Raw genomic sequence first — 19,553 nt, 5'->3', positions numbered from 1 at the left:
TATTCACCTGAATGTCTGGGTCGTCCCAGCAACACTCTAAGGGCTTAATTGGGGTCGTCCCCGCCCATTTTATCTGCCAATAAGTAGACAGCACTTTGTTCTACACAAAGCGAAAAACTAATCCCAAATCAGTACTTCGACCGGCGTTGGGTTGTAAGCATTACAAGGGTTATTCAATTGTGGACAGTTGGAGATCAGTACAATCACATCCATGGCAGCCTTCATCTCAACATACTTACCAGCACCACTGATCCCGTCCGCAAAGCTCAATCCGCCATCGGCTGTCACAGGTACATTCATAAAGAAGTTAATGTTGTGAGTAATGTCACGTTTACTCATGCCAAACTGCTCATTTTCAGCAACCGCTAATAACCAACTATCGCGGCAAGCATGCATGCATTTTTTATTTAGATCATAACGGACCGTGTTACTTTCTGTTGCGCAAGCACCACCTAAGGTATCGTGACGACCACAGGTATCAGCAACAATTTCCAGCATTAGATTGCCTTCATTAGATAACAGCTTACTGCCTGCGGTAAGGTAAACATTACCCTGCTCTCGCACCGTATCTATTGCACTGTATCGCTCAGAAGGATCATCTGCGTTGTAAAACAAGGTATCTGCGGCTTGGTTACCCTCTAAATCCAAGATGCGCAAAACCTGACCCGCTTTAACCACTTTCATGTAGTAGTCACCGGCATCAATAGTTTCCCGTTGACTCGCCTGTTCAGCAGCTAATGAACTCTCTTTAATCATGATATTTCTCCCTTAGTGCGAACAAGCATGAGGCGTTGCTAAATAACGCTGATTGTTTTCAAATCCGCGTGCATTTTCTGGACGATGATTTAAACAGGTATCGTCTGACGTCAACGGCGCCGCTTTATACATGCTTACTTCAATAGGATGATTAGGGTATTCAGCCGCAGGATTCATAGGATGGGGACAGGTTGTAAACACCACTAAAGTGTCTATCTCAAAACGTAGTTCAATCACGTCGCCTGCTTTACTGTGTTCTTCGGCAAAACTTAAGTTGCCTTCGTCATCAGTAAAGACCTTACTAAAAAGGTTTAGATTCGCGGCTAAATCCCGTTTACCTAAACCATATTTAGCGACTTCTACCAACAAGCTGTCATAACCGTTTTGCAACCATGCATTACGGTCTTTCTGATAATCACGTGCGCCCCACTTTTCGGCCACTTTGCTTTTATTGGCCACACCACCCACTGTATCAATCCACTGAGTATCATCACGTACAATAGAGCAGAAGATCCGCCCCATATCAGAGTAGAGGCAGTTACCTGTGGTTAATTTAAACGTGTGTTGGCACTTAAGTGAGTCCGGTGCGTTATAGCGTTCTAGTAGATTTTGCGGGTTATAAAACAACATACTGACATTCGCCCCACCTTCTAAATCGGTCAGTTTTAAGCTATGACCGGCAGGTACAACCAAGGACCAATGGCTGGCCCCCGGTATACGATCAGTAAAGATTGCTTCGTTCATATTTCCTCCTCAAGCTGCGTTCGGTTTAACAGCCTGTAATTTAGCGAGTTGTTCTGGGTTTTCTTGTCCTGTACTCAATGGAATATCAAAAGTCACATTGGCACCAAAGCGTTCTGGAGCCTGTTGGTCATGGCGAGTTTTATCAAACACCCATAAGCGGCTCCCTAGCTCAAATCCTTCACTTAGGTCATGAGTAATCATAAAAACAGTTAGTTTCTGTTCCTCCCACAAACTATGGGTAAGCTTGTGCATATCTTTACGAATACCAGGATCTAGAGCGCCAAAAGGCTCATCAAGTAATAAAATTCTTGGTTTACGAATTAACGCTTGAGCTATAGCTAAACGCTGCTGCATCCCACCTGATAGTTCACTAGGGTATTTATCTGCGGCGGGTCCTAAACCTACTTTTTCTAAAATATCCAGCGCTTCCGCTTTTGCAGCACGGCGCGCCGAACCAAATAAGCGACCGAGTAAGCGACTGCTCAGAGAGCTTTCGCTAAACTCTTGGCCTAACATCACATTTTCCAGTGCCGTCATATGGGGAAAGACGGAGTATTTCTGAAAGACAATGCCACGTTCGACACTCGGTTCAGGATCTAAAGGTTCGCCGTCCAGTAGAATCTCGCCTTGGCTCGGTTGTTCAATGCCTAATAGCAGGTTTAGAAAGGTTGTTTTCCCACACCCTGAGGCTCCGACAATACTGACAAATTCGCCGGCTTGAACACTAAGGTTTACGCGCTCTAACACAACGTTATCGCCGTACTCTTTCCACAGATTATTGATCTGTATAATGGGGGGCTCAGTTTTAGTCATTGCGAGCTCCTTGCGCTGAGTGGTACCAAGGGAAAGCTAATATAGAGATGCGTTTTAAAGACCAATCCATCGCAAACGCGAGTGTTGTAATCCAAAAAACGTAGGGCAAAATCACATCCATGGCTAAGTAGCGTCGTACCAAGAAGATGCGGTAACCCAACCCTTCTGTCGCTGCAATCGCTTCAGCGGCAATAAGAAAGAGCCAAGCACTCCCTAAGGTCAGACGTACCGCATCAATTAAACGCGGCATCGTCTGTGGTAAAACCACCCTAAGAATAATCTGCCAGCTATTGCCACCTAAGGTTTGCGCTTTAATCAACTGTTCTGATGGCAGCGCATCGGTACGTAACTGAATATCTCGAATAATCACCGGCGTTATGCCAATCACAATCAACACCACCTTGGACAGCTCACCTAACCCAAATGTGATAAAGAGGATCGGTAAAATAGCCATGGGGGGAATCAGTGATAATGCAGTCACTAGAGGCGATAAAGGAGATCGGATATAGGGAATCATGCCGTTAAATACGCCAATCACTAAACCGATCATAGCGCTTAACCCAACAGCGATACCTAACCGTTGTAAACTGGCGAAAGTATCTTGCCACAACAGATATTCACCTGTTCGTTTACTAGGCTCAAACCCCATACGAATAATCGCATCCGCGAAACTTCCCATCGATGGGAGCAATTTATCACTTGGGTTTTCAGCCAATCGTGCATCTGATGTCACAAGATATATGACAAACAGAATGATAAAGGGCAGCAACCCAAGTACCAACCGCGAATAGCGGCTGGGTTGACGGTTTATAAGGCGTGTCATTCTAGGCTCCAGTTCTCTATTGGATTAAGCAATTAATGTATTAAGAGATTACAGAGAGCCGTCGGCAGCCATTTTCATATACGCTGGGTTAAAACGAAGTTTGATATTCGCTGCGTTACCGTAAACACCTGCGGGTGTTTCAATACCTATGAACTTCGCATCCGGTGCACCTTCACCCAAAAGACCATGTTCAAATGAGAATTCACTCACTTTCTGCATCGTTTTTGTAAGGCTGTCACTATTTGTGAATTCTAGGGCGGAGGCAGCGGTATAGAACATTTTTGTAGAGGCAAGCTGAGCTTCATAACCCGCTAGATCAGTACCTGATGCTTCAGCCATAAAGCTTTTCGCTTTAATTGAGCCTTCATCATTAGCCGCAATGGTTGTCATGATCTCATACCAAGCACCGACTAAGGCTTTACCCAGTTTTGGATTCGCTTCAAGGGTTTCAGTATTAACAACCATCAGGTCAATAATTTCACCTGGGATCATAGAGGAATCAAATACTTTGCTTGCATTCGGCATAGCCGTTATTTCACTTAGCAAAGGGTTCCAAGTGGTAACTGCTGTCACATCGTCAGCACTAAAAGCAGCAACAAGATCGGCATCAGAGGTATTAACCACTTTAACGTCTTGCTCTGTCATGCCAACTGTTTCAAGGCCGCGTGCTAGTAAATAATGGGAAACACTTAATTCAACTAGGTTAACTTGCTGGCCTTTAATATCTGCCAATGTTTTAGCGTCTTTAAGTACAACACCATCGTTACCGTTTGAGAAATCCCCAACGATAAGCGCTGTTGAATCAACACCACTCGCTGCAGGGATAGTTAATGCATCCATGTTAGTCATTACAGTGGCATCAAACTGGCCTGCCGTGAACTGGTTAATAGACTCAACATAGTCATTGACCTGAACAACGTCGATTTTAATGCCGTATTTATCAGCCCACTTATCCACAATCCCTGTCGCTGCGCCATAATCCCATGGCATCCAACCGACGTAGATCGTCCAAGCAACTTTAAATTCGCTTTTTTCTTCAGCTTGAAGAGTTGAGGAAAAACTTAGTAGAAGGGAGAACACTGAAGCGCACATCAGCAGCGTTCGCATGAAAGATCGAATGGTATTCATCATAACTTCACCTTTGTAGTTTCACGAAAATTAAGCACAAGAGACATCACCAATAGGTTTTGTTCTCCCGGGCTTTTATCCCTCCGTGTGACCTCAGGTGAGGTTGGTAACTCTCGGTCCAGACACTACATCTTTGTAGTCGGAACCCTAGATACCCATTTGATCAAATTGTCATAAGCGGTATTAACCATAATTAATACCAACCTAAGTATGCTCTTGTGCATATTGCTTTATACAAAAGCAAAATAAGGGCCAAACAAACTAAATTCTTTAAAAACAAAAAGTTAAAAATATAAAATCGACTCAAAGAACACTTGGCCTGCCCCAAAAGAAAACAAAAATAGCATCCACGCCCCAAAAAAAGGCAAATTATCCTTACAAACTTACCTGTACTGAGCCGCAAGCAGCTAGACGACTCGAACTATATAGGGTGAATGAACTTTGACTAGAGATTAAGAGAAAAACCGATAGGGTTTACTGGGATGAAGCTTACAAAGTTAAGTGATGCTGTCCTCGGTCGTTGCTAATAGAACGTTATTTAGTGCTATTAATTAACTAATATTAGAGGCTTGTTGTAATTGATTTCGCCCCATCCTTTTCGCACGATATAAAGCAATATCCGCTTCACGAAGCAAGCTATCAGCCCCCTGCTCTATTACCGGAATCATAGTGGCGGTACCTACACTGACCGTCACTACATGACTGGCTGATGAATGAGCATGCTCAATCGTCATATCCTGCACAGCACAACGAACCTTCTCACCAATAAGTGCTGCGCCTTTATAATCGGTATCCGGAAGAATGAGCATAAACTCCTCTCCCCCATAACGTGCCACTAAATCAGTAGGTCTAAGAAGTTGAGATTGCACCGCTTTGGCAACGGCAATCAAACAATCATCTCCGCCTTGATGTCCATAGTTATCATTGAAGGCCTTAAAATTATCAACATCAAGCATAATAATCGTGAGTGGGTGTGCTTCTCTGCGTAAACGCTCCCAAACTTCAGCTAGATAAGCATCACCTCTGCGTCTATTGGCTACCCCCGTCAAACCATCCCGATCAGCTAGCCCTTGTAGCTCTTGATTGACTTGTTCTAAACGAGCCGTTCGTTCAGCGACTCTATCTTCCAAGGTTTTAGAGTGCTCCTGCACTTGCTCATAAAGGCGTGCATTCTCAATGGCCACAGATGCTTGAGCAGCTAAAAGGCGAATAACCTCAACACGATCATGTCTAAAAACGCCGCTTGCAAGATTATTTTCCATATAAAGCACAGCCTCAAAGCGCTCTCTTTGAATAGGTACACACAACACAGATAAAGGCTTAAATGTCTGTATATAGGGATCATGGATAAAACAGCCATCGTCTAGTGCATTATGAAGTACGATCGCAGAACCATTGTGAAATACTTGGCTTAGCAAAGTGACAGGTAAAGGTATTTTCTCACCAGCAACCGTTGAAATAAGTGAATGATTTGCTAATCCCTCTGCCGACAAATGATCTGGCAGTTTTACCGCTTCCACCACTAATTCCCCCTCGTGCTTAACCACGAGGCAACCCCATTGAGCACCTGCATTTTCTAGTAAAATGCTCATACTGGTTTTGAGTAATCGGTCTAATAAAATTTCGCCAGATATGTCACGAGACGCTTTCATAACTGAGGCTAAATCAAGATCTGTCACCTCCTGCTTGGCCGTTGACAGATAAGCACTAGCGGAGCACTCAGTTAATATAGAGAACTCCTGCTCAAGTAATTCCACCTTACGGTGTGCCCCCCAGCGATCATAAATACGATGGGCCGCTCTCAAATAACCTTCCGCTGATCGTCTACGGCCAAGGCCGATAAGAAAACGGGCAGCACGTTCGCATGCTGTCGCCTCATCACGCAAAAAGCCACTTTCTCTAGCTGCATCAATCGCCACATCATAAAGTTCTAAGGTGCTTTCCGGGCAGCCATAGATCTTTTCTAATTCTGCTTCCATTAAAAATTGAAGGTGACGGAAGTTCTCAGCACAGTTATCTGCTAAACGCCGCATACGGGCAAGATCACGCTCTAAACGTTGACCTGTTTCAGCCTGATCGTCAGTTCCCATTGATGGAAAATGTGTTACAAGCGTCAGAAAAGATACAATATAAAAACGCACTAACTGTGGTAGTGACATGGAAGATTTGATCATCAAATCCTGTGCACGAACAAAGCTCAACGCACGATCATAATCGCCATACAAAAAGCAGATCTCCGCAGTATAGATCTGATAATTGGCAATCCCTGTCATAAACTGACGTTCACGCATACCCTCTAAGCAGCGCTGCTCATCAAAGTCATCATCACTTAAGGTAAACGGTGTATGCGTCAGTCCCAGCAAATTACGCTGTAACTGCAAAAATAAGGTGCCAGAATCTAATGAGTCCTGATAAGCACACTCTCGAACAATCTCTAAATTTTCCGCATGTAGACGATGGGCCGTTTCTAAATCAAGAGTAGGATCCCAAATCACACAGTCTTGAGCACTGTATGCAAGGTAAAGCAGATCTCCGGATTGATAACCCGATTCAATACCTTTACGAAATAAAGGGGTCAACGTAGACCAATGATTACTCCAGTGATGAACAAACATTGCGTAAACATAAATCACGCGTGTCCGTAGCGCCTGATCATCAAAACGGTCATTCAAGGCTAAACCAACTTTCCCATATTGATAACCCTCTTCGGGCTCGTCAATATCACCACACAAGAGCATGCCGTAAGCGGCATATGCAAAAGCGGATTCAGGGCTATTTCCATGCCGTAACGAAAGATTGACTGCCTTTAAGACCAGATACGGAAATAGATTCCCACAACCCGAAAGAAACGTGGCTGGAAAAATTTCCATCATAAGACGTATCGCGGTTAAAACAGCCTCATCTTTAACTAACGGAGCATCCACAAGCTCCGCAACTTGGCGTTCACCTAAGTTAATCTTAACCCTCTGCCGCTCCTCGGCAACCTCTTCATCTGTTGGATTATCGGTAAATTCCACACCTAAAAGCGCAAGGCCTTGAATAGCAGAGAGAATCGATGCCTCCATCTTTCCAAGGGTCGAATACTGTCGTGTTCGTGTGGCCAGAATGTCACTTTTCTGCAAACCAGTATGCGCATGCTCTAATAAAATTTCGATCCACTCTTCTGCCTGCTCCGTTCGAGCTGTGAGATAAGTACATTGTTGGATCTCTATAGCTAAAGGTTGCATTAACTTTGGCGCGCTACACCAAGGATTAGCAGGTAATAAACCAATAGCTATTTGTAGATAATTCAGTGCCACCTCATAAGCCGAAGTGTGTTTCGCTCGCACAGCGGAACGTAGATTAAGTTCAGCAAGATATAAACGTTCCGCTTCCGACTCAATCAGCAAACGCCCTTCGTTTAAATGCTCCACAATATCAATTAAGCGATCATTAGGTACAGTTTCACCAGCATGACGTAACATGCGACGCCCTACAGAAAGATGTACTTCAGGTAAACGCTGAACGTCGATAAGCGTATAAGCAGCTTGCTGTATACGGTCATGCTGGAACCTATAAATTGGATTAAACCCTAACGCCTCCGAATTTCGCCCGACCAAACGATAATCACTATGCAAAGGCAGCACTGTATGAAGTTTCAATGCAGGTAAAAGTGCTATAGCCGTATCATCAATACTTTGTTCAGAAATAGCCGCTAAGGTTTGAAGATCAAACGTACTTCCAATGCACGCGGCTAACTGTAAAACATTCTGAGTCTCAGGCTGAAGCTGACGGAGGTTACCCACCATAAATTCAACAACATCTGTACTTACATTTGACCAACGGGCGGCATCAAGATCCCAACACCACTTGCCACTCTGTTTATCTGCTGTAATAGCCCCCTCTTTATGCAGCTGCCTCAATAGCTCATTGATAAAAAAAGGGTTGCCGAGTGTTTTATAAAAAAGCATATCACTCAATATATAAGTTTCATCCAGCTCACCACACAATGCATCAGCCACTAACTGCCTTACGGAATGTTGATCGAGCGCCCCTAAAGGAAGTTGACGAATATTATGCTGATTGCTCAAATCATCAAGCAACAAACCTAAAGGATGACCGCTACCAATTTCGTTACTTCTATATGATCCAATTAACAATAAATGGCTCATCTCTCTTGAGGTAACTAAGCGTTTCAACAGCGCCAACGTGGGCACATCACTCCACTGTAAATCATCAAGAAACAGAACAACTGGGTGCCCTTCTCCTGCAAATACTCGGAGAAACGCAGTTAATAGAATCTGTAAACGGTTGCGCTCTTCAGCGGGAGGAAGTGCCGCTACCTCAGGCTGATGACCAATAATAATTTCTAATTCGGGTACCAAATCTGTCACTAAACGAGCATTAGGCCCTAAAGCGTCAAGCAACTTCTTCCGCCACTCACCCAGTCCCACTTCTTGTTCAGCTAATAGCTGTTGTACTAAGCCTCGATAGGCCGTTATTAAAGCGGTATAAGCCTCCCCTTGCTGAAACTGTTCAAATTTACCTTGAACAAGGAAGCCTCGTTCGCGTACCAGCGGACGATCAATCTCATTAACAAGCGCGGATTTTCCAACCCCAGAATAACCATGAACTAAACAAAACTCAGTTCGTCCCATCACTGCACTTTCAAATAACTCAAATAATTGAGCCAATTCAGCTTCGCGGCCATATAAATTTTGCGGTATTAGAAACTTCTGTACTACATCATTCTTTCCCAACTCGAAAGGCTCGATGCTGTGATCTTCAATCGATAGTTTCTCCGCGCAACGTTCGAGATCATAGATAAGACCTTCGGTACTTTGATAACGCGTTTCAGGTTCTTTTGAGAGTAATTTAAGAACAATCGCTGATACAGCTTTAGGGATCTGAGGTCTTAGCTCGTCTGGAGCAGGCGGCAAACAGCTCATATGGCTATAAACCCACTCCAGCAGGGTATCCGCTTGAAAGGGCAGCCTACCTGTCAATAACTCAAACAGCAGCACACCCAGCGAGTAGTAATCCGACCTATAATCTACATCACGGTTCATCCGCCCTGTCTGTTCAGGGGAGATATAGGGCAAAGGCCCTTCGAGACGACGAGACATCTGCACCGCTTGACGCTCTTGATCTAATTCGGAGGCAATACCAAAACCGGCAATAGAAACACCTTTTGTTAAGGTATCGAACAATATATGGCCCGGCGTTAATGCTTTATGGACTATATCCTTCTCATGTATACCGCCCAAAGCTCGAACTATACTCAAAGCTATATTGAGCACATCAGTTACAGGCAATCCCCATCGCCCTTCACGAATGAGCAATGTTTTAAGGGTGTTATCAAACAACTCGCCGACTAAGGCTAAATTACCGCTGCCATGGGGTAGCACTTCATGGACTTTTCGAACCCCTACAACCTCCGATAGATGTTGGCCGATTAATCCCTCTCGACGAATACCTGCCACTTGATGACGTTCTGGAAATTCAGTATCGAGTGTCTCAATAGCAACAGGAAGATCATTGGATAAGCAGCGCGCACGGTAAACGACCCGCCCATCAGCCCGCCATAGTACTGAACCGATGATATAACCGGGTAATTTTAAGCCGACGCCCCTCACTCCATGCTCCCTAGCACTGGGCACTAAAGGGAGAACATTCGTTGAAATGTCGCATTATAATCATCGAACGCGGTATCAGAGACAGGGGCACCATGACCACATAGAGCATGTTTAAATGGCAAGGCTAACAGGCGTTTAAAGTCATCCCCTAAAGGTTCAGCCGCTTGCGCCCATACAGGGCCTATATTGGCGGGCACAAAAAAGTTCATATTTTGCATCAGTTCTTTAGAGGCATCGGAAAAATATTGATCTGGCTCTAACCAGTTTTGTAGTGCGTCGCAGGCGATAAGAACACCACCTGCTCGATCAATGTGTAAAATGCCTTCGGGTATTTTTGTAGTCTCAAAGATAAATAGCGAAGCATCTGAGATAGGTAGGTTTTCTGTTGTAAGCACACGTGCGTCCTTCACACTTTTATCGCTTTCCATACCAGGTAAAGTCCAGTAGTCAGCATCATACCGATCCACATAAAACTCATCATCACGCCCATGTAAACATCCTAGACGGATAACATCTGTCACCTTCCCTAGACGCTCTAATGCCGCAAGCCCTTCTTCGTCTAAACGTACACTATTAACAAGGATCAGGCGCTCACCATCCCGAACCACCGTCATATTACGACTAAACGCCCAGTCCATCTCCTGTAAAACGGTCTCCATAGCACCACTAACAAAAAACAGGTCTGGAAATACCTCTTCTAATGCACCATGGGCAAGCGCTGGGGGAAAATGATTCATTAATACTCCTTACTCTTCGCTGTAATCAAAGCGTCCAACATAACGGTACTCGCGAGCATATTCGTGTAGAAACGCGTCTAAATATTGCCGCTGGGCCTGATTAAAGCGCCTGTGCCTCACATCATCCATAGTTTCACTATGATCGCTACAATCTAGCCTTTTTAGATGAAACAATGTCATATCTTTACCCCCGAAGAAACCTTTTAAATATTCATGCTGTCGTCGCGCCTCCGACATATCAAAAACAGACCCATCCAACACCGTATACAATGGATACTGAGCTAAAGAAGTTCTATTAAATTGAGGATAATCACCTTGGGGAGGCTGAAAAGGAGGGTATACGCCGGGGTCATGCACAGGGTGACGTGCAAGCGCTGTTACATATTCAGCATCAAGTCCTGCTGATCGGGCACCCTCAACAATAATATTAAGGTAGCGCTGGCTAGGTAAACACATCTCATTGATAAACTCAGCTATGCCAATATAGGCAAACGCCGTGATAGTTCCACTTTCTGTTTCCACATCAACATTGACTCGGTCATAACCATGGCCGCAAGCTTCTACCGCATCTAAAGGTGCAAGCGCTTCATCTGGACACTCATAAAGCACACCCCAAACACAATCACTCAGATTACCGGTACATTCAATATTCCCAACACCGCCCTCCTGCCGGAAGAAGTGCTGCACATTAAAGCGCAAACGCCAACCGCGCAAAACCGCTCGCTGTGATGTTAAAGGCTCAACACCTTTAGCTCGTAGGGAGAGCTGATTCATATTGGAGCCAAAACCGAAATAACGAAACATGTGATATAAACCACCTTATTAGGGGCAATACACTAAGCCAGCACTTAACCTAAATCGACGTTATTTAGCTGACAGCAAGACCTTTACAATACAGAGATAGGACTCAAAATCAATAGCTTAGGAAGCAGAAGAAGGATCAAGAAAGGAAAGCTCACGATCCGATGCAGTATAAAAACTCCAAGCAACAAAGCGGCTAACTTTTTGCCCTTGCGCCATCTCAACCGTTTTAACTTTTTTAGCATTCACCTGCTTAAGTACCTGATAAACAGCCGGAAGATTATCTTTTTTAGATATTAACGTCGTAAACCAAAGCACATTATCTGCAAAGTGTTTACTCTCTTTAATCATTTGGCGTACAAAAGCGATCTCACCACCTTTACACCACAATTCAGCGCCCTGCCCGCCAAAATTGAGTTTCTCTTTAGCCTTATCCGCATTTCCATTAGCTCGATTTAAGTTTCTCACTTTACGCTTATTTCCCGCGCTAGCTTCTGCAAGCGAAGCATGAAAGGGGGGATTGCAGATAGAGAAATGGAAGAACTCTTTCGGCTGAATAATATTTTCAAAGATTCGATCAGACGAGGGCTGCAATCGGCACTGCAATTTATTCTTCATCACCTTGTTTGATCTAACAATCTCACCCACCGCAGCAATGGAGATAGGATCTATATCAGAGCCAACAAACTGCCACCCATAGCTCTGACTACCAATAATGGGATAGATACAGTTAGCCCCCACGCCCACATCTAAACCACGCACCTTTGTACCTACAGGTACACGACCTCCGTTACTCTCCGCTAGCAGGTCCGCTATATGATGTATGTAATCTGCTCGTCCTGGGATAGGTGGGCAAAGATAACCTTGAGGAAGATCCCAAAATGCTATCTGATAGAATACTTTCAAAAGAGCTTGGTTAAGTAATTTAACCGATTGCGGGTCAGAAAAGTTAATGGAATCTTGCCCATTAGGCGTTTGATATACGTGGGATAGCAGCTCTGGAGATGCTTTGCACAGCTGATCAAAATCATAACGTGAGCGATGGAGATTGCGAGCGTGCAGTGAGGTTTTAACTACAGATCGATCACTGCTACTTTTCAAAGGTTTACTCACACATCCTCACATTCTAATATCAGCTCATATTTATCAGTGAGATTGTAGCAAGATAAGTGAAAAGGGTTTAAGAAAGTTACCCCTGCTAGGCTAAAAAAATCGCCAAGTCTTACCGACTACAGACCCCAAACGTATGTTTCCTGCAAGACTTGGCCAAAGTTACCAGCGATTTTATGAGATCCTCTCTTATAAGTTGGATACCATGCGAACACGGTATTCATTGGCGACAATCCGCCATTGTGGGACTTCATCCATAACGCCCACTTGATCTAAATAACGTAGTGATAAATTACTCGCGAGATTACACTCTCCTTCCACATGCACTGAGGGTATCATTGCATCAGCAACATGCACGGCAGTTAGTACTTTAAAATCATGATCTTTAGATAGATGTGGGACATGATGTAACATCACCGCCTCTATCACTTGAGGAGGTAAGTTCCATAAAGCAAGCAAAGCGCCCGCCACCTCACCATGGAAAAAGCCAAAAGCGGCCTTCTCTACCAAATAAATAGGTTTACTTTTTTTAACCGCATAATTTAATAGTTTTTTATATTGCTCTGGATTATGAGATGCCATTATCAATATACCCAAATCATGCAGTAAACCCGCCAAAAAGGCTTGATCCTGCATCACTTTGCTGGCACCTGCTCGACGACAGATGGTCTGTGCCAAACGAGCCACAACTAAGGAGCGCGCATTCATCTGCTCAAATGAAAATGCCTTCCAATCATCTGGGCTTTTAAACTGGTTATTTAACTGGCTACTCAAGGCAAGACTACGTAAGTTACGAACACCTAACATAGAGATCGCTTCTTTTAAATCAATGATAGTGCGTTCAAAACCAAAGAAAGCAGAATTTACCTGCTTCATGATTTGCGCGACAACGGCGGGATCTTGCTCAACAATTTCACCAATATCAGCCAAATCTGCTCGATCAGAATTAATAGCATCAGTAAGTTGACGATAGATACTAGGGGGTGACGGCAAGCAACCAACAGACCCTACATAAGCTTGTAAGGAGCTTCGATTAAGTAAGTGGAGTAATTTAATTTGATATTCAAGCGACGCCCCTAAGTCTTCAATCGTTACAGCGCTAGGATAAATTCGGTGTGCCACATCCGCCGCTTTCGCTTTTTGAGCAGCATTCCAATATTCTGCCCCCATAAACACTCGAACAGACGTAGGATGGCGTTTAGCTATTTGAGCCATCAACTCAATATCAACTTGAGCACGCATAGAGCAAGGGATAATCACCGCATCACAAATCTGCTCATCTAAGCATAAAAGCAAACTGTCTTTAGAATCAAAGCGAACAAAATCCCACGCAAGATTAGACGCCGTGACATCTCTAGTCCAATTAGTATATCGGCATTCAGCATCCAACATGACTACTTTGAAATTATGTAAAGAACTATTAGTGATCGTGCTCATGGCCTTTACTCACAATTATTGAGTTAATCATTACAAACCTTGTACCTGTAAAATAGTGAGTATAAGGCGTTTTAAAAGTCTGTTTTTATTAAAATTTTAGCTAATTAAAACGAATAAAATAAAAGCTGTTTGAAAAACAGGGCAAACCACCCACAAAACAAAGGTTATTAATTACTCATTTGTTTTGATTAAAATTTTATCGAACTTTTAATGAGTATATTTCATTTTAAAATCACTAAATAAGATCAAAATATAAAAAAACAATTCAATAAACATCCATTAAACTTTGTAAAAACAAAGTGTTTTTTACTAATTATTCCATATTTATTTTTATAGAAAAAAGCTGCTCTTGAGCATATAAAAAGTACCCATAAAACGAACTCTATACAAAATAAAAGAAGCACTACTCTTGTAACTCTAACTTTGAAGGGCGCGACCAGATATACAGCAGCGCAATAATAATCGTAGCAACAACTCCCGCTTTTAAACCTAAGTGAAATGATTTAAAAAACAGAGGATAAATAACCATTAACAACATCATTGTCGTAGCCAGAATCTTCATTTTTGTTGGGATAACACCGCCATTTTCCCAATCTCGTATATATTGACCGAAATACCGATTATTTAATAAAGCCTGATGCAGGCGTTCAGAACTACGTGAAAAACAGAAAGTAGCGACAAGCAAGAAAGGTGTTGTAGGAAGAAGCGGTAGGATTACGCCAATAAATCCAAGAACGACACATAAGCAACCGACTATGAGGTATATAGAACGTATAATTTTAGCTTTCACTATTCCTCCTTTAACAGCATAAACCTAAAGCCTAAGTAGATACTTAACCTATCTAATAAGATAGTCAGTAAAAAAAAGGCACCTAACGATGCCTATAATTATCTCTACTCTGGAAAAGCTCTACACTCAGTGCAATGGCCCCTCTCTGGTTATCATTGTTTATTTCAGCTCTTTTGCCAATATAGCATTCAATTCAGGAATACAGGATCCACAGTTAGTTCCACACTTAAGCTTATCCCCTAGCATATCAACCGTCCTAGAACCTAACCCTATCGCTTCTACTATGGCATTACTACCTACTTGATAACAACTACAGATCATCTCACCGGGATTTTCAATTTCACATCCGGTTACACTCAAGATAAAACGGCGTTGATCAATCGACAATTCCGCTTCAGAAAACATCTCCTCCAACCAACGTGTAGAAGGTATCTCTCCATAAGGCATAACAAAAAAAGTCCATTCAAGTGCTTCGCCTTTTAGCCCCGCTGCTCTAAAGTTTTGGCTATTCGGATCTTCTAACCAGATAGACACATCCCCTAAATGCTCTTTGCACCAAGCAATACCGTCAACCAACTCAACACTATCAGCAAGATAATAAAAAGTAACATCACCTTTAGGTACTTTGGACCAGTATTCAACGGGTAAATTGATTTCCAAATCAGAGCGACACATTAGCCACCCTTGCCAACTCGGATTAAGTTTAGAAAGACTGACTCGTCCATGTTTAGACTCAGGCTGCCCTGAAATAGGGTCCGTCACGGGTTCCAGTAAAGCGCCCATTTTAGCCAAGGAACTAAATTCATTATTCCAATGCATAGGCACAAACAGCTCGCCCCTACGCTGCTCCGATACCATAACTCGAGCACGGCCAATATAATCCCCTTGAGGATGGCTCAGCTTAACCAACTCGCCATCAGAGATCTGCTCTTTTAGCGCATCGGCCTGATTAAGCTCCACAAAAGGTTCATCCCTATGTTGAAACAAGCGGCGCGCACGTCCACTCATTGCCATGGTATGCCATTGATCTCTAATACGGCCTGTATTTAAGATATAAGGCAGTTCAGGGGTGACTTGCTGAATAGGGCTTGAAGCCTGAATAGGTATAAACCTTGCCCGTTTTGATGGCGTAAAAAAGCGGCCATCGGAAAACATACGCGCAGTCCCGTAAGGTGCTTCCTGAGTCACCGGCCACTGAACCGGTTTAAAAGAATTATAAGTATCAATATCTATATCTTGATACAGACTAATATCAAAATCTCTGTTGCCGTCATTCTCAAAACCAGAGAGCGCAGCATGCTCTGCAAAAATTTCTGCTGGATGTTGATAAGAAAATGCATCTTCAAAACCCATTTTCTTGGCCACTTCACTAATAATCCACCAATCATGTTTAGCCTCCCCCGTAGGTGCTAAGAGACTACGCTGACGTGAAATTCTTCTCTCTGCATTAGTGACTGTGCCATCTTTCTCACTCCATCCTGTTGCGGGTAAGCAAACATCAGCATATTTAAGGGTTTCAGTACTCGCCATACAATCAGAAACAACCACTAAGGGACACTTTTCCAACGCCCGTGTCACTTGATGGGTATTAGGTAAACTCACTGCAGGATTTGTCCCCATAATCCAAACCGCTTTAACTTTACCCTCTTCAATAGCTTGAAAAAGCTCAACCGCCTTTAAACCTTCGGTTTGAGCAATATTCGGTGCATTCCAAAAACGCGAGACAAGATCTATATACTCAGGCGAAGAGAAGTCCAAATGCGCGGCTAGCTGATTTGCTAAACCGCCAACCTCACGCCCACCCATAGCATTAGGCTGTCCAGTAATAGAAAACGGGCCCGCTCCTTCAAAACCTATACGACCGGTAGCAAGGTGGCTATTAATAATCGCATTGGAATTATCAGTGCCACTAAAAGACTGGTTTACTCCTTGAGAATAAAAGGTCACAACTTTTTCAGTCTGGGCAAACCACTCATAAAACGTTGTTAAAATATCACTCTCTAGGTCACAATACTTAGCTACCGCTGAAACTGAGTCAAACTGCTGCTGGGCTGAAGTTAAAGCAAGCTCAAAACCTTCTGTGTATTGCTCAATGTAATCATGATTTAAACAATCCTGATCAGCCAGATAGCTCAATAATCCTGAAAATAACTCACTATCGGTACTTGGCTTAAGCGCTAAATGAAGATCCGCTAAATCACAGGTTGCTGTTCGGCGAGGATCAACCACTACTACTTTAAGGGAGGGGTTCTTTTTCTTAGCAGCCTGCATACGTTGATATAAAACAGGGTGGTTCCACGCGGTATTACTGCCGACCAGCACCAATAGTTCCGCTTTTTCCAAGTCTTCATAGGAACATGGCACTGTATCGCTACCAAAGGCACGTTTATAACCCGCTACAGCGGACGACATACAAAGACGTGAATTCGTATCCACATTGGCACTACCAATAAAACCTTTCATCAGTTTATTGGCTACATAATAATCTTCTGTGAGCAATTGACCGGATAAGTAAAAAGCTACAGAGTCAGGCCCGTGCTCCGATATAGTGCGAAGAAATTTAGAAGAGACCTCATCTAGTGCGCTATCCCAAGAAACAGGGACATTATTTATAAGAGGGGAAAGTAGACGACCACCCGCACCTAATACCTCATGCAGGGCTGAGCCTTTAACGCATAACCTGCCAAAATTAGCCGGATGAGATTTATCGCCTTTAACACCGATTGAACCGGAATCCAGAATATCAGCATCAACACCACAGCCCACACCGCAGTATGGACACGTTGTCATTTTGTGCATCTAAACCTCCACTGCTTTGTAACACACAAATCCAGATGCACTTTCCAGTTTACAGCGTACACGGCACGGAGCCACATATCTGCTAGTTGCCAGATAAGTGCGCTCCGTTGCGCTACTATAATTTTTTATGTACTAAACATGCTGTACATTTTTATCAATAAATATGATGAGTGACTCAGCAAGCAATGTGCCAATTGATAATACAGGCTAAGCTCAACTCATTTCACAGCCGCCCAATTAACTGTTAAAAGTAGACAAATGGGCAGCGAAAATAGAGAAAACTTAAAACCGCCCCATAATGGAACATTTATTGCTTATTTAATTCCTATCCAACTCCGGATATGGATTAATAAGTAACGTGAATCGTTTAAATGTTTTATTGATAGATGACGAACCGGAAAGAGTCCAAGCGCTCAAAGAAGCGCTACACTCATTAGGCCATTATGTCGTCTGCCAACTACCAAATACTACCCATCTCAATAAACGCGTAGAGGATACTCATCCTGATATCGTGATTATAGATATGGATTCGCCTAATCGAGACACGCTCGAAAGTATGTCTACGATGAGTAAGAACAATCCAAGACCCATCATTTTTTTCGCTGAGCAGCAAAACGATCGCAAAACCATGTGTGATGCTATCAATGCCGGTGTCAGTGCTTATATCGCAGACGGATTACAACCCGAGCGAGTTAAAGCCATTATGGATACCGCTATTGCTCATTTCGATGCTCACAGTTCACTACGCGCAGAACTCGAAAAAGCTAAAACTCAATTAGCGGATAGGAAAGTTATTGAAAAAGCCAAAGGCATGCTAATGAAGCATCAAGGGTGCGATGAGAAACAAGCATTTGAAACGCTTCGAAAATTAGCCATGGATCGAGGTCAAAAACTACCTGATGTCGCTCAGAGTGTTATTGATGTTCTGGAACTAACGAACGGCCTGCGCAAGTAGAGATGAGAGGATAATTTATGTCAGAATTACTGACAGTTGAAAAAAACAAACTAAAGCTCGGTTTTGTCGCGCTATTAGATTGTGCACCTTTAGTTGTTGCTAGGGAAAAAGGCTTTTTCGAGAAGTATAATCTCAACGTTGTTTTGTGTAAGGAAGCCTCCTGGGCTTCGATACGGGATAAAGTCAGTTTCGGTCTTTACGATGGCGCCCACATGCTCGCACCTATGCCATTAGCCGCTACACTGGGCTTAAATGGCAATAAAACAGCAATGTTAACCGCCCTATCCCTCAGCCAAAACGGTACGGCAATCACTTTATCTAAAGAGTGCCATACCCTCTTATCCAAAACAATTGATAACTGGGAAGACGACAAACTAGTCGGTGAGCAATTTAAAAAACAGGTAAAGAGCAGCTCAGTCAAACCGGTCATGGCAACGGTATATCCATACTCAAACCATTATTATCAGCTTCGTTACTGGCTTGAACAACATGGGATTGATGCAGAACATGATGTGCAATTAATCGCTGTTCCACCAACCCAGATGATACCAAGCTTATCTAATGGCGCTATAGATGGTTATTGCGTAGGTGAACCTTGGAACAGTTTAGCGCTCATTCAGAAGATCGGCGGCTTACTGACGACCGGGCACAAAATATGGGGAGCCCATACAGAAAAGGTTCTTGGTGTGACTCAAGAGTGGGCAGCGGCCTACCCTAATACCCACCAAGCATTAGTAAAAGCGTTATATGAAGCTTGCCAATGGGTTGAAGATATCAACAATAAAGAGGAGCTCTACCAACTCCTTGCGCTACCTCCATACCTAGATCAAGCCGCCACTAAGCTTTCTGACTACACACCACCCTTGGCAATGGAGCAGCATTTCGCTGGCGCGACGGTTAACATTCCAGATCCTAAACAGGGTATTTTTATACTGGAGCAGATGAAGCAGTGTGGACAACTATCAAACCAAGAAGCTGATTTCTCCGAGATTAGCCTCTCAGTCTACCGCCATGATCTTTTTCAGCGCTGGATCAGCTGAAATTA

The 19,553-nt window shown here is 43.4% G+C and carries 14 protein-coding genes and 1 riboswitch; of the genes, 2 read left to right on the top strand and 12 right to left on the bottom strand.

What is annotated here, in order from left to right; all coding sequences use genetic code 11:
• Nucleotides 1-117 precede the first annotated feature (117 nt).
• The 12 genes from Q4486_RS02780 to Q4486_RS02725 form a co-directional block, all read right to left on the bottom strand.
• Complete coding sequence (locus Q4486_RS02780; protein ID WP_067863480.1) at nt 118-756, bottom strand: urea amidolyase associated protein UAAP2; 639 nt, start codon at nt 754-756, stop codon at nt 118-120.
• Between the two features lie 12 nt (nt 757-768).
• A complete protein-coding gene (locus Q4486_RS02775; protein WP_303518170.1) occupies nt 769-1,500 on the bottom strand; it encodes an urea amidolyase associated protein UAAP1 in 732 nt (243 codons plus the stop codon).
• A 9-nt stretch (nt 1,501-1,509) separates the two neighbouring features.
• Complete coding sequence (locus tag Q4486_RS02770; RefSeq protein ID WP_303518168.1) at nt 1,510-2,313, bottom strand: ABC transporter ATP-binding protein; 804 nt, start codon at nt 2,311-2,313, stop codon at nt 1,510-1,512.
• On the bottom strand, nt 2,306-3,136 hold the full coding sequence (locus tag Q4486_RS02765; RefSeq protein ID WP_303415519.1) for an ABC transporter permease: 831 nt from the start codon (nt 3,134-3,136) through the stop codon (nt 2,306-2,308). The genes Q4486_RS02770 and Q4486_RS02765 overlap by 8 nt, the downstream gene beginning before the upstream one ends.
• A 48-nt stretch (nt 3,137-3,184) precedes the next feature.
• The gene (locus tag Q4486_RS02760) at nt 3,185-4,264 is read right to left on the bottom strand and encodes a putative urea ABC transporter substrate-binding protein (RefSeq protein WP_303415725.1); all 1,080 of its coding nucleotides are present in this window, start codon (nt 4,262-4,264) and stop codon (nt 3,185-3,187) included.
• Nucleotides 4,265-4,326: 62 nt separating this feature from the next.
• Nucleotides 4,327-4,426, bottom strand: a riboswitch (guanidine-I (ykkC/yxkD leader).
• 389 nt (nt 4,427-4,815) lie between these two features.
• Complete coding sequence (locus Q4486_RS02755; protein ID WP_303518166.1) at nt 4,816-9,879, bottom strand: diguanylate cyclase; 5,064 nt, start codon at nt 9,877-9,879, stop codon at nt 4,816-4,818.
• A 23-nt stretch (nt 9,880-9,902) separates the two neighbouring features.
• On the bottom strand, nt 9,903-10,616 hold the full coding sequence (locus Q4486_RS02750) for a hypothetical protein (RefSeq protein WP_303518164.1): 714 nt from the start codon (nt 10,614-10,616) through the stop codon (nt 9,903-9,905).
• Between the two features lie 9 nt (nt 10,617-10,625).
• A complete protein-coding gene (locus tag Q4486_RS02745; protein WP_303415522.1) occupies nt 10,626-11,420 on the bottom strand; it encodes a gamma-glutamylcyclotransferase family protein in 795 nt (264 codons plus the stop codon).
• A 117-nt stretch (nt 11,421-11,537) separates the two neighbouring features.
• Nucleotides 11,538-12,530, bottom strand: coding sequence for a 23S rRNA (adenine(1618)-N(6))-methyltransferase RlmF (rlmF, locus tag Q4486_RS02740; protein WP_303518162.1), 993 nt, complete (start codon nt 12,528-12,530; stop codon nt 11,538-11,540).
• A 186-nt stretch (nt 12,531-12,716) separates the two neighbouring features.
• On the bottom strand, nt 12,717-13,964 hold the full coding sequence (locus Q4486_RS02735) for an HDOD domain-containing protein (RefSeq protein ID WP_303518160.1): 1,248 nt from the start codon (nt 13,962-13,964) through the stop codon (nt 12,717-12,719).
• A gap of 403 nt (nt 13,965-14,367) precedes the next feature.
• On the bottom strand, nt 14,368-14,754 hold the full coding sequence (locus Q4486_RS02730) for a YbaN family protein (RefSeq protein ID WP_303415525.1): 387 nt from the start codon (nt 14,752-14,754) through the stop codon (nt 14,368-14,370).
• A 159-nt stretch (nt 14,755-14,913) separates the two neighbouring features.
• Nucleotides 14,914-17,553 carry a nitrate reductase gene (locus Q4486_RS02725; protein WP_303518159.1) on the bottom strand — a complete coding sequence of 880 codons (2,640 nt, stop codon included), beginning with the start codon at nt 17,551-17,553 and terminating at the stop codon, nt 14,914-14,916.
• Between the two features lie 358 nt (nt 17,554-17,911).
• On the opposite strand from Q4486_RS02725, the gene Q4486_RS02720 reads away from it, so the two are divergent.
• Nucleotides 17,912-18,508: an ANTAR domain-containing response regulator gene (locus Q4486_RS02720; protein WP_303415527.1), complete on the top strand. Its 597-nt coding sequence runs from the start codon at nt 17,912-17,914 to the stop codon at nt 18,506-18,508.
• Nucleotides 18,509-18,525: 17 nt separating this feature from the next.
• Nucleotides 18,526-19,548: a CmpA/NrtA family ABC transporter substrate-binding protein gene (locus Q4486_RS02715; protein ID WP_303518157.1), complete on the top strand. Its 1,023-nt coding sequence runs from the start codon at nt 18,526-18,528 to the stop codon at nt 19,546-19,548.
• Nucleotides 19,549-19,553: the final 5 nt, after the last annotated feature.

It is taken from the genome of Neptuniibacter sp. 2_MG-2023 (assembly GCF_030547495.1).
In the GTDB taxonomy this organism is placed as follows: Bacteria; Pseudomonadota; Gammaproteobacteria; order Pseudomonadales; family Balneatricaceae; genus Neptuniibacter.
Note: the sequence above shows the minus strand (reverse complement) of the source record. Positions and strands in the feature narration are given on the sequence as shown.

Bases quoted from the DNA above. Each gene is read 5' to 3' on its own strand.
- Q4486_RS02780 (WP_067863480.1), bottom strand. From the start codon at position 756: ATGATTAAAGAGAGTTCATTAGCTGCTGAACAGGCGAGTCAACGGGAA.
- Q4486_RS02775 (WP_303518170.1), bottom strand. From the start codon at position 1,500: ATGAACGAAGCAATCTTTACTGATCGTATACCGGGGGCCAGCCATTGG.
- Q4486_RS02770 (WP_303518168.1), bottom strand. From the start codon at position 2,313: ATGACTAAAACTGAGCCCCCCATTATACAGATCAATAATCTGTGGAAA.
- Q4486_RS02765 (WP_303415519.1), bottom strand. From the start codon at position 3,136: ATGACACGCCTTATAAACCGTCAACCCAGCCGCTATTCGCGGTTGGTA.
- Q4486_RS02760 (WP_303415725.1), bottom strand. From the start codon at position 4,264: ATGAATACCATTCGATCTTTCATGCGAACGCTGCTGATGTGCGCTTCA.
- Q4486_RS02750 (WP_303518164.1), bottom strand. From the start codon at position 10,616: ATGAATCATTTTCCCCCAGCGCTTGCCCATGGTGCATTAGAAGAGGTA.
- Q4486_RS02745 (WP_303415522.1), bottom strand. From the start codon at position 11,420: ATGTTTCGTTATTTCGGTTTTGGCTCCAATATGAATCAGCTCTCCCTA.
- Q4486_RS02735 (WP_303518160.1), bottom strand. From the start codon at position 13,964: ATGAGCACGATCACTAATAGTTCTTTACATAATTTCAAAGTAGTCATG.
- Q4486_RS02725 (WP_303518159.1), bottom strand. From the start codon at position 17,553: ATGCACAAAATGACAACGTGTCCATACTGCGGTGTGGGCTGTGGTGTT.
- Q4486_RS02715 (WP_303518157.1), top strand. From the start codon at position 18,526: ATGTCAGAATTACTGACAGTTGAAAAAAACAAACTAAAGCTCGGTTTT.